The following is an 11,050-nucleotide window of genomic DNA, read 5'->3' as shown; positions in this document are numbered from 1 at the left end:
ATATGGGGGATAGGAGCGTCGGACGACCGAGGTCAGTCGGGCCGTGCTCGTTACTACCTCGAACGTAGCCGCTACACCGCCACGCGCCGTAGCGAAGAGGACTCAAGGCAACGTTGTTGAGCCCTGAGGGGATCTATTCGCGCCGCACCGCCGTTTTTTCTCCCTCTCCCCTCCGGGGAGAGGGGTGGGGTGAGGGGTGGGTGCTCGCGAAGTTCCTTCCTACCTCTGTGGGAGCGCACCCAGTGCGCGACCGCAACGTTGCAACGCGCCTTGGCCTTGCGTCGTCGCGACCATCGCGGATCGAGGCAACCCTGTCAGTCCACGGTCGCGCACAGGGTGCGCTCCCACAACGAACCGCAGCCACCGGTGTCGCGACGCGATGTGCCGCTCCGCGGCACGAGCCTTCAACCAACCCCTGTGGGGCGGTGAGGGGTGGACGAGCAGGCCCCGCAGGGGTGCCCGACAGGACGTCGGGCACTTTTCGTCCGGGCAGGAGCCCGGTCGAAAAGCCCGGCCGCCCCTCACGGACTGGCTGGGCGTAGCCCAGACAGCGCCACGCGGGGTGCCCTTCTCTTTGGTTACTTTCTCTTGGGCAAGCAAGAGAAAGTGACCCGGGCCGCGGCAGCGGCTCGGAAGCCCGCCGCAGGCGAGCCCGGTCACGGAAGAAAGCAACTAAGACATCACCAACTACATGCTGAAGAACGAGTGCTGCAGACCGGCGCGAAAGGCGGTCGCGCACTGGGTGCGCTCCTACAAGGGAACGAACGTCACGTGAGGAGAAAGTGACCTGGGCCGCGACGGCGATCTGAAAGCCCGCGGCCCCACGAGGGCTCCTTTCGGTAGCGGGCGAGCCAGGTCGCCGAAACATAGCAATCGCCTGAAACGACATTGCCGAAAGAGCGAACCATGCAAACCGGCGCGAAAGGCGGTCGCGCACTGGGTGCGCTCCTACAATGGGTGCTTCAAGGATGCGCGGCGACAGGAGCGGGGCATGCCTCAGCCGGCATACCGCACGCCACCGATCCACGTCTCGCTCACCATCAACCCCTCATCCATCACCGCGAAGTCCGCCCGCTGCCCCGCCACCAGGCGGCCATGGGTGCGATCGAGGCCCAGCCATGCGGCCGGATAGGCGCTCGCCATGCGCGAGGCTTCGGCCAGCGGCAGGCCGACCATGTTCACGAGGTTGCGCACGCCCGTCGCCATGTCGAGCGCGGAGCCGGCGAGTACGCCGGTATCGCTCTGGCAGATGCCGTCGCGGGCGATGATGGTCTGGCCATTGAGTATGTATTCGGGGCTGTCGGCGCCAACCGGCGGCATCGCGTCGGTGACCAGCACGCTCTTGCCACGCGCCTTGGCAGCGATGGCGACGCGCAATGCCGCGGGATGCACATGATGGCCGTCGACGATGAGGCCGCACCAGCTGTAGGGATCATCCAGCGCGGCGCCGACCACGCCGGGCTCGCGACTGCCGAGCGGCGTCATCGCGTTGTAGAGATGGGTGAAGCCGCACACGCCCGCATCGAGCGCGGCACGCGTGGTGTCGTAGCTGGCGGCGGTGTGGCCGGCGACGACGAGCACGCCGGCTTCGCTGAGCTGGCGGATGGTGTCCAGTGGAACCTCTTCCACCGCGAGCGTGAGCATCACCACGCCGCGCCGGTTGCGCGTGATCGCGGCGATGTCTTCCGCATCCGGCAGCCGGAACAGGCTGGCGTCGTGAATGCCCTTGCGCGCGGTGGCGAGGAACGGGCCTTCGAGATGGATGCCGAGCACGCCCGGCACGCCTTGCTCGATCGCCGCGTCGACGGCGTCCAGCGCCTTGCGCATCACGTCGGCGGTATCGGTGATCAGCGTGGGCAGGAAGCCGGTGGTGCCGAACTTGCGATGCGCGGCACCCATCGTGGCGAGCGCGTCGACGGTGGGCTCGGCGTTGAACAGCACGCCACCACCTCCGTTGACCTGCACGTCGATGAAGCCGGGCAGCAGCAGCCGGCCCTTGAGGTCGTGGCGTTGTGCGGCCGTTGCGCGCGCGTCGTCGGCGCGCACGACGGCTTCGATGCGCTCGCCGCGCACCAGCACGGCCAGGCCGTCTTGCGGGCCGTGGTCGGTAAGCACGCGGGCGTTGACGAGGGCAGTGGCTTGGGCGCTCATCACATCGTCTCCGTCACCTTGCGCAGATGCGGCGGCACGTCCGGGTCGTAGCCGCGCGCGAGCGACAGCGCGCTGGCGGCGCGATAGAAGCTCTGCACGGCAAGCAGCGGCGTCACGATGGGCGAGATGCCTTCGGGCAACGGCAGCTTGTCCGGATCATGATTGCCGGGCGCGGCGACGAAGACGCGGGCGCCGCGGGCGCGGAACTCGCGCGCCACCGCCATGGTGTTTTCCAGCGTGCCGTCATCCTGGGCGAAGAACAGCACGGGAAACCCTTCGCCGACCAAGGCCATCGGGCCATGCTTCACTTCGGCGGCGCTGAAGGCTTCGGCATGCAGGCCGCAGGTTTCCTTGAGCTTGAGCGCGGCTTCCAGCGCGGCGCCGAAGCCGAAACCACGCCCCACCACGAACAGGTTGTGCGTATCGCGCAGGCCTTCGACCATCGCATTCCAGTTGCAGTCCCAACCCTGGCGCAGGTCACCGGGCAGGCGTGCCACCGCGGTGTGCAGGTCGTCGTCGTTGCACCAGTGCGCGGTCATCTGCAGGATCGCCGCCAGCGTGGCGAGATAGCTCTTGGTCGCGGCGACGCTCAGTTCCGGGCCCGCACGCAGCGGCACGAAGGTGTCGGCCATCTGCGCCAGCGGCGAGTCTTCCACGTTCACCAGCGCCACCACGTGCGCACCCGCATCCTTCGCGGCCTGCGCACTGCGCAGCAGGTCCGGGCTCTTGCCCGACTGCGAGATGGCGACGAACAAGGCGCCGTCCATGTGCAGGTCGGCGTCGTAGATGGAGGAGATCGACGGCGAGGCCGAGGCGGTGATCAGGCCAAGCCTTGTTTCGAATACGTACTTGGCGTACGCGGCGGCGTGATCGGAACTGCCGCGTGCACAGGTGACGATGAAGCGGGGCGGGTTGGCGCGAAGACGTTCGCCCAGGGCCGCGAGGATCGGTGCGTTCTCGCGCAACTGGCGCTCGACCACGGCGGCCGTCTCGTGGGCCTCGCGGAACATCAGGGTGGAGCTGGCTTCCTTCATCGTCTTCTCAATGGCATGCGTGTGGGCGCACACCGCAGGGTTTCAGCCCTTGCGTGGCGGGGTGGTTTGCGGCGGCGCGGTGGAGCCGCGCACGACCAGTTCGGGAACGAAACATTCGGCGTGCGGCATCTCCGCCGGGGCGCCGGCCTTGCGCTGCAGTTCGGCCATCAGCTGCAGCGCCGCATGGCGACCGATGTCGCTGGTGGATTGGCGCGCGGTGGTGAGCGCGGGCCATGCCTGCTTGGAGAACGGGCTGTCCTCGAAGCCGGCGATGGAGAGATTCCACGGCACGTCCAGTCCACTGGAACGCGCGGCCGCGAGCACGCCGGCGGCGATTTCGTCGTTGCTGCCGAAGATCGCGGTCGGCGGATCCTTCAGCGCGAGCAGCTTGCGGGCGCCGCGGAAACCATCGTCGAACGCGTAACGACCGGGCAGCACCAGCTTCTTGTCGAGCGGGATGCCGTAGTCCTTCAGTGCGTCGGCATAACCCTGGTAGCGCTCCGGGCTCGACCGGTGATGCGGTTCGCCCCACAGGAAGCCGACGCGCTTGTGGCCCATCTGGATCAGGTGTTCGGTGATGGCATACGCCGCGCTGCGGTCGTCCACGTAGACGCAGGGCGCGCCGTCGTGCGGATCTTCGCGCGAGGAAATGATGCGCACGAAACTGATGTCGTTCGCGCTGAGCTTGGCGATCAGCTCCGGCTCTTCGGACATCGGCGGCGCCAGCACCAGCCCGGCGAGGCGGTTGCGTTCGACCAGCGAGCACAGCTCGTTGGCGAGGTCAGGCGAGCTCGAGTCGCAGGGATGGATCAGCAACCCATAACCACGTTCGCGGCAGGCCGACAGCACGCCGTCCTGCATGCTGATGACGTAGTGCGCGTTCGGGTTGTCGTACACCAGCCCGATCGCATAGGCGTGCGTGCTGCGCAGGCCGCGCGCGGAGGGGTTGGGCTGGTAGCCCAGTGCCTCGATCGCGCGTTCGACCTTCTCGCGGGTATCGGCGCGCACCGAGGTCTCGCGGTTGATGACGCGCGAGACGGTCTTGAGCGAAACGCCCGAACGCTTGGCGACGTCCTTGATGGTGGGGTTGCGCAACGTGAAAACTCCGGAAAGCGGGAAAGGGCATCGTAGCCCAGCGAGGCGGGCGCCATGCCCGCCCTGGCTCAAGGCGCGTGCTGGCCGACGCGATGGCCCCTTGCGCCGTAATAGAGGATGTACAGGTAGCAGGGCACCATCAGCGCCATGAATACCAGCTGGAAGTTGAAGTGCTGTTTCAGGTGCACGAACAGCTGCGGCACCAGCGCACCGCCCACGATGGCCATGATCAGCAGCGCGGACCCGCGCTCGGTCAGGCGACCCAGGCCGTGGATGGCGAGCGGGAAGATCGCCGGCCACATCATCGCGTTGGCGAAGCCCAGCGCGGCGACGAAGCCCACCGAGACGCCGCCCGTGGTGAAGTAGGCGCCGAGCGTGAACAGCACGCCGAGCACCGCCGATACCGCCAGGTAGCTCTGCTGCGAAATGAAGCGCGGGATGAGCACCAGGCCCGCAAGGTAGCCGGCGAGCATCGCCATCAGCGTGTAGGAGGTGAAGTGCTTGGTTTCCTCCAGCGGCAGGCCGAAGCCCTGGCCATAGGTGCCGATGGCGTCGCCCGCCATCACTTCCACGCCCACGTAGAGGAACAGGCACAGCACGCCCAGCCACAGGTGCGGGAAGCTGAAGATGCCGCCCTTGCCGTGGCCGATATCGGACTCGGCGTTGGCGCCTGCCGGCTTGATCTCCGGCAGCGGCGAACGGACGACCCAGATCGCCAGCAGCACCAGCAACGCGGCCATGACCATGTAGGGCATGTGGATTTTCGCGGCGAACGTATTGAGCAGCGCCTCGCGGGCCGCGTCGGTCGGCGCGGCCTTCACTTGCGCATCGAAGCTGTCGATGCCGCTCAAGACCAGCGCGCCGAACACGAACGGCGCGAGCGCGCCAGCCACCTTGTTGCAGATGCCCATGAAGGCGATGCGCTGGGCGGCGCTGTCGATCGGGCCGAGGATGCTGATGTACGGGTTGGATGCCGTCTGCAGCAGCGCGAGGCCCGCGCCGATCACGAACAGGCCGACCAGCGCCGGATAGAAGATGCGCATGCTGACGAACTGCCCGAACAGCACGGCGCCGATGGCCATCACGAAAAGCCCGAGGCCCATGCCCTTCTTCATGCCCGTGCGGCGCAACACGCTCGACGAGGGAATGGCCAGGAAGAAGTAAGAGAAGTAGAAGACCAGCGGCACCAGGAAGGCCGACACGTCATCGACGTTGAAGGCGAGCTTCACGAAGGTGATCAGCGGGCCGTTGAGCCAGGTGACGAAGCCGAAGATGAAGAACAGCACGCCGATGATCAGCATCGGTACGACGCTGGACGATCGCGTCTGTCCGGCGGCAAGCGTTGTGGACGACATGGATGGTGAACTCCCCGCGGATGGCCTCATGACTGGCGGGCTCTAGCGGCCCGGCTCCCCCAGTGGCTCTTTATCGAGCTAACTAACAACGTTGTCAAATATTGACGCGTGCGAGTCATGGAGCGGTCATGGCCAAATCGGCGGACTTCCGGCGGAACGGATATTTTCCAAACGGCAGGGCACGGTCGCCGAAGTTGCTTGATTACTTAAAAAAGCATTCATAACAATGTGTTGCAGCGCACAAGGCGAGGTGTTCGGCCTTGGCTGCGCGGCCTGGCCAAGCCGTTGTTTGGCCTGAAAAACCCGCGATGACAACGTTATCATAAAAGTCTGGCTGGCGGCGGCAGCGGCCGCTGGCGACGCGTTCCGGACCCGGTGCCCCATCCAGCATGCGCGCCTTGGGCGCCGGAGGGAAGCCGCCCGCGGGCCTCGGCTCAGTCCAGCGTGCCGGCGCCCAGCTTCTCGTCCATGGCATGCGTGGCTGCGGCTTCGAGCGCCACGGCCAGTCCGCGCACCACGTCCCCGGCCGCCATGCTTGGCGCGCCCGGAAGTCGCGCCGCCTGGGCGGGCAGGTAGGGGATATGGATGAATCCGGCCCGTACCCCCGGCGCCAGCGTGGCCAGGTGCAGCATGAGGTAGGCGACGTGGTTGCACACATAGGTGCCGGCGGTGTTGGACACCTCGGCCGGCAGGCCCGCGGATTGCAGGGCGGCGAGCATGGCCTTGATCGGCAGCGTGCTGAAGTAGGCGGAAGGCCCGCCTGGCATCACCGGCTCGTCGATCGGCTGGGCGCCTTCGTTGTCCGGCATGCGCGCGTCCTGCACGTTGATCGCTACGCGCTCGATCGACAGGCGGCTGCGTCCCCCCGCCTGCCCGACGCCGAGCAGGATGGCGGGTTGGACCTCGTGCGCCGCCGACTCCAGTTCACGCCGGGAGGCCGCAAACACCGTTGGCAGCAGTCGCGCCACCACGCGATGGCCGGCGATCTCTCGATCGTGCAGCACGCGGACGGCTTCCCACGAGGGATTGACCGTCTCGTCGCCAAACGGGGTGAAGCCGGTCAGCAGGATGCGGGGCTTGCTCATCGACGGATGCTCAGCGGAAGACCAGCAGCCACATCATGATGAAGGTGGCGACGAAGATCGTCACCGCGCTCCAGAACTGCGCGCGGATCACGCCGTAGGGGCTGCGCAGTTCCAGCAGCGCGGCGGGCACCAGGTTGTAGTCGGCCGCCATCGGCGTCAACAGCGTGCCGCAATAACCGCAAAGCATGCCCATCGCGCCGAGAACGGCCGGGTGCGCGCCATACTGGTGGATCAGCAGGGGCAGCCCGATGCCAGCCATCATCACCGGGAACGCGGCGAACGCGTTGCCCATGATCACAGTGAACAACACCATGCCCAGCGCAAACACCAGCAGGCAGGCGAACGCGCTGCCTTCGGGCAGGATAGCGTTGGCAAGCGCGGCAATGGCGGCACCTACGCCGCTCTGCGTGAAGACCTCGCCGAGCGCGGCGAGCAGCAGCGGCAGCAGCGCCGCCCAGCCGATCGCGTCGAGCAGGCGCCGGCCCTCCGACAGTCCCTGATGCAGCGGCGCACGCGCCACGCCGGCGGCGACAAGCAGCGCGATGACGCAGGCGAGCGCCAATCCCGTCAGCGTCATTTGCGGCGCGGCAAACAGCGCATGGCCCGCCACCGACAGATGGGCGCCGAACAAGGCCACGATCAACGTCACCAGGGGAATCAGCAGCGCCGGCATGAACAGCTTGTGGCCCAGGCGCAGCGCCGAGGCGAGCCGCTGTTCCGCGCCGACGGTTTCCACGTGTGCATGCCTGCGCAGCCGCGGCGCGAGCAGGGCGAGCGCGATCACCATCGCACCGGCACCCTGGGCCGGCAGGGTGTTTCCCGCCTTCTGCTGCGCCAGCACGTAGTCACCGCCGGCGAACAACAGCCCCAGCAACAGCCAGAACGCCGCGCGACTGCCCTGTCCGTCGCGCAGGTTGCGCCATGCCACATGGATGAGGAAGGCGGCGATGAGCCAATAGGCATGCTCGATGCGCAACATGTTCAGCCGCCCCGTTCGCTGTGCAACGACATCGCACGCCGCTGCAGGCGGCGCTGATAGAGCCAGATGCGCACCGACTGGATGACGAAGGCGACGATGGCGGTGGGCAGCGCCCACAACGCGATGGCGAGCGGCGTCAGTTCGATGCCGTGCTGCGCGTAGAAACCCTGGATCAGCAGCACCGCTCCCAGCGCGATGAAGACATCCTCGCCGAAGAAACGGCCCACGTTGTCGGTGGCGGCGGCGATCGCGCGCAGTTCATCGCGATCATCGTCGCCCAGTGCCGGCAGGATCTTTTCCGCCGCGGCCTCGCTCATCGGCGCCAGCAGCGGGCGTACGGTCTGTGCATGGCCCGCCACGCCCATCAGGCCGAGCATGGCCAGCACCTCGCGCACCAGCAGGTAACCGATCAGCAGGCGTGCCAGCGTCATGCTGCGCAATCGCGCCATCCATTGCTGGGCGTGTTCGCGCAAGCCCGCGCGCTCGAGCAGGCCGATGGCGGGCAGGGTCAGCACGAACATCAACAGCATGCGCGAGGAGACGAAACTCCTGCCCAGCAGCGCGAGCAGGTCGGGCACATGCAGCCCGGCAAGCAGGCCGCTGACCAGGGCTGCGCACACCACCACGGGCACCGCGTTGAAGCGCAGGGCGAAGCCGATCACGATCACCGCCACGCCCAGCAGCGGCCAGTAGTTCATGCGCGCTGGCCCGGGGCGCGGATGCCGATGTCCGCGGCTTCCAGCGAGGCGCGCAGCTGGCGCGCGAATGCCACGGCATGCGCGCCATCGCCGTGGACGCAAAGCGTGTCGGCCTGCAGTTCCACGATGTCGCCATCCACGGCGCGCACGCGGCCTTCGCGCACCATGGCCATGGCCTGCGCGATGGCCTCGTCGCTTTCGACGATGACGGCGTCGGCTTCGCGGCGCGGTTGCAGCGAGCCGTCCGATCGGTAGCGGCGATCGGCGAAGGCCTCCGCCGCTACCGGCAGCCCCGCCTCGCGGCCGGCGTCCACCAGGGCGGAGTTGGCCAGGCCAAACAGGCACAGGGTGGGATCGAAATCGCGCACGGCCTGCGCGATGCCGTCGGCGAGGCGACGATCGCGCGCGGCCATGTTGTACAGCGCGCCATGCGGCTTCACGTGATGAAGGCGCGTGCCCGCCGCCTGTGCGAAGCCGTGCAGTGCGCCGACCTGATAAAGCGTCATCGCGTAAGCCTCGGACGGTGTGACGGGAATTTCGCGCCGACCGAAGCCCTGCAGGTCGGGCAGCGAAACATGGGCGCCGATGGCGACGCCGTGACCGACCGCCAGCGCGACCGTGCGGCGCATGATGTCCGGATCGCCGGCGTGAAAACCGCAGGCGATATTCGCCGAGCTCACCACGGCAAGCAGGGCGGCATCGTCGCCCATGCGCCATGCGCCGAAGGACTCGCCCAGGTCGCTGTTGATGTCGATGGTCTTGCGGATGACGGCGGTCATGCGGATTCCAGGCGTTCTTCGATGCGGCAAAGCAGGCGCTGCAAGCGTTCCTGGCGACGCGCCAGTCGCTGCAGCGACTCGTCCAGCGTGGTCTCCCGGAAGCATACGGCATCGCCGGGCCGCCGCTGCGCGAGGCGGGGGAGATCCACCGCCGCGAGCTGGCCGATGCGCGGATAGCCACCCGTGACCGGCGCCTCCGCCTGCAGCACGATCGGCTGCCCCGACGGCGGCAATTGCATGGTGCCCGGCAGGGTGGCTTCGGAAATCAGTTCCAGTGGCTGGCGCAAGGCGAGCCGATGACCATCCAGGCGGCTTGCCGTGCGGTTGCTGTCCTTGCTGACATGGAACGACGCGTCGAACAGCGTCCGTTGCGATGCGGCATCGAGCTGCGCGTAGTGGTGGCCGCGCAACAGGGCGAGAGGGCGCGCCATGTCGTCGAACCAGGGGCGGGGATCGAGCCCCCAGCGCGATACGCGCGGCGTATCCGTGGTGCGCGGCGACGATGGCGCTTTCTGTTCGCCGATCGCAAGTACGTCACCGGCCCGCAGCATCCGCCCGTCGAGTGGACCGAGGCGGGCATGCATGTCGGTGCTGCGACTGCCAAGCACGGCGGCCACGGCGAACCCCCCGTGCACGGCCAGGTAACCGCGGCAGCCGTGACGCATGCCGCCCAGTTGCAGCACGCTTCCGGCAGGGAGCACGCAACGGGTCCAGCCGGGCAGGGCATGCTGGTCGACACGCGCGTCCACAGTCGCGCCGGTGAGCGCGATGATGGCTGGCCGGGAAAAGCGCAGGGTCGGCCCCGTCAACGTGAACTCGAGCACCGCTTCATCGCCGGCGTTGCCGACCAGTGCGTTGGCCAGTCGCCATGCCGGCCCATCCATGACGCCCGCGCGCCCCACGCCAAGCGCTGCATAGCCTTGTCGGCCGCCATCCTGGAGACTGGTCAGCAGCCCGGGCCTGAGCACGCTCGCGTTCATGCGTCGCCACCGCCCGTGGTGGCAAGCCGCTCGTACTCCCGCGCATCGATTGCGCGAAAGCGCACGCGATCGCCGGGTTGCAGCAGCGAGGGCGGCGTGGACGCCAGCTCGAACAAGGCCAGTGGCGTGCGGCCAATCAGCTGCCAGCCACCCGGCAATGCCTGCGGATAGATGCCTGTTTGCAGGCCGCCGATGGCGACGCTGCCCGCCGCTACGGCGAGCCGCGGATCGGCGCGGCGCGGCATGGCGAGCGCCGGGTCCAGGCCCAGCAGATACGGGAAGCCGGGTGCGAAGCCGAGCATCGCGACGCGATAGTCGGCCGCGGTGTGGCGAGTGATGACTTCGGCTTCGGACATGCCGGCGTGCGATGCGACATCGTGCAAGTCGGGGCCGTGCTCGCCGCCGTAAAGCACCGGAATCGTCGCCACGCGGACGTCTTCGACAACCACGGCGGCATCGCGCAACGAAGCGCGCACGGCATCGTGCAGGCGCTGGCCGGGCGTCGCGGCGCCGATATCGATCCACTGCAACGGATCGAAGCGCAGCAGCACGCTCGCGTAGGCGGGCACGCATTCGATGCCGGGCAAGGCGGCCTGGAGACGTCGTGAGGCGGCGTGCACGCGCGCGTTCACCGCGGCATCGATCGTGTCGCCGAAACGCAGCAGCCACGCTTCTTCGGACAGCACCTCGATGGAGGGGGCGCCGTTCAATGCCATGGCGATGGCTCCTGCCTGGGGCAGGTCATCGGCGCCAGGCATCGGGCGGTTCTTCGCATGCGAAACAGGCGTCCATGGGAAAGCCGCCACTGTAGGAGCGCGGCTGTTGCGGGAAAAGCCCGCGACGCGACGCATGCATTCGCGCGGCAGGTGTTGGCGCGCGATGGCCGCGCGACCG

10 protein-coding genes are annotated in these 11,050 nt (G+C 67.9%); all 10 read right to left on the bottom strand.

All coding sequences use genetic code 11. The features are described 5' to 3' along the window. Nucleotides 1–996: 996 nt before the first annotated feature. The gene (gene nagA / locus JMF82_RS13030; protein ID WP_201314994.1) at nucleotides 997–2,151 is read right to left on the bottom strand and encodes an N-acetylglucosamine-6-phosphate deacetylase; all 1,155 of its coding nucleotides are present in this window, start codon (nucleotides 2,149–2,151) and stop codon (nucleotides 997–999) included. Beyond that, on the bottom strand, nucleotides 2,151–3,185 hold the full coding sequence (locus JMF82_RS13025; RefSeq protein ID WP_201314993.1) for an SIS domain-containing protein: 1,035 nt from the start codon (nucleotides 3,183–3,185) through the stop codon (nucleotides 2,151–2,153). Before JMF82_RS13025 ends, nagA begins: the two co-directional genes overlap by 1 nt. Nucleotides 3,186–3,227: 42 nt before the next feature. Continuing rightward, nucleotides 3,228–4,280 carry a LacI family DNA-binding transcriptional regulator gene (locus JMF82_RS13020; protein ID WP_201314992.1) on the bottom strand — a complete coding sequence of 351 codons (1,053 nt, stop codon included), beginning with the start codon at nucleotides 4,278–4,280 and terminating at the stop codon, nucleotides 3,228–3,230. 68 nt (nucleotides 4,281–4,348) lie between these two features. Then, nucleotides 4,349–5,635 carry a sugar MFS transporter gene (locus tag JMF82_RS13015; RefSeq protein WP_201314991.1) on the bottom strand — a complete coding sequence of 429 codons (1,287 nt, stop codon included), beginning with the start codon at nucleotides 5,633–5,635 and terminating at the stop codon, nucleotides 4,349–4,351. A 434-nt stretch (nucleotides 5,636–6,069) separates the two neighbouring features. Then, nucleotides 6,070–6,720 carry a pyroglutamyl-peptidase I gene (gene pcp, locus JMF82_RS13010; protein ID WP_201314990.1) on the bottom strand — a complete coding sequence of 217 codons (651 nt, stop codon included), beginning with the start codon at nucleotides 6,718–6,720 and terminating at the stop codon, nucleotides 6,070–6,072. A gap of 10 nt (nucleotides 6,721–6,730) precedes the next feature. Beyond that, nucleotides 6,731–7,699, bottom strand: a complete 969-nt coding sequence (locus JMF82_RS13005) for a DUF979 family protein (protein ID WP_201314989.1) — start codon at nucleotides 7,697–7,699, stop codon at nucleotides 6,731–6,733. A 2-nt stretch (nucleotides 7,700–7,701) separates the two neighbouring features. Beyond that, on the bottom strand, nucleotides 7,702–8,397 hold the full coding sequence (locus JMF82_RS13000) for a DUF969 domain-containing protein (protein ID WP_201314988.1): 696 nt from the start codon (nucleotides 8,395–8,397) through the stop codon (nucleotides 7,702–7,704). Then, nucleotides 8,394–9,176 carry a 5-oxoprolinase subunit PxpA gene (locus JMF82_RS12995; protein ID WP_201314987.1) on the bottom strand — a complete coding sequence of 261 codons (783 nt, stop codon included), beginning with the start codon at nucleotides 9,174–9,176 and terminating at the stop codon, nucleotides 8,394–8,396. Before JMF82_RS12995 ends, JMF82_RS13000 begins: the two co-directional genes overlap by 4 nt. Continuing rightward, the gene (locus tag JMF82_RS12990; protein WP_201314986.1) at nucleotides 9,173–10,156 is read right to left on the bottom strand and encodes a biotin-dependent carboxyltransferase family protein; all 984 of its coding nucleotides are present in this window, start codon (nucleotides 10,154–10,156) and stop codon (nucleotides 9,173–9,175) included. The genes JMF82_RS12995 and JMF82_RS12990 overlap by 4 nt, the downstream gene beginning before the upstream one ends. Further along, nucleotides 10,153–10,914: a 5-oxoprolinase subunit PxpB gene (gene pxpB / locus JMF82_RS12985; RefSeq protein ID WP_236585459.1), complete on the bottom strand. Its 762-nt coding sequence runs from the start codon at nucleotides 10,912–10,914 to the stop codon at nucleotides 10,153–10,155. Before pxpB ends, JMF82_RS12990 begins: the two co-directional genes overlap by 4 nt. Nucleotides 10,915–11,050: the final 136 nt, after the last annotated feature.

The organism is Dyella sp. EPa41 (genome assembly GCF_016586165.1).
In the GTDB taxonomy this organism is placed as follows: Bacteria; Pseudomonadota; Gammaproteobacteria; order Xanthomonadales; family Rhodanobacteraceae; genus Dyella.
This window is presented reverse-complemented; position numbering and strand designations above follow the sequence as displayed.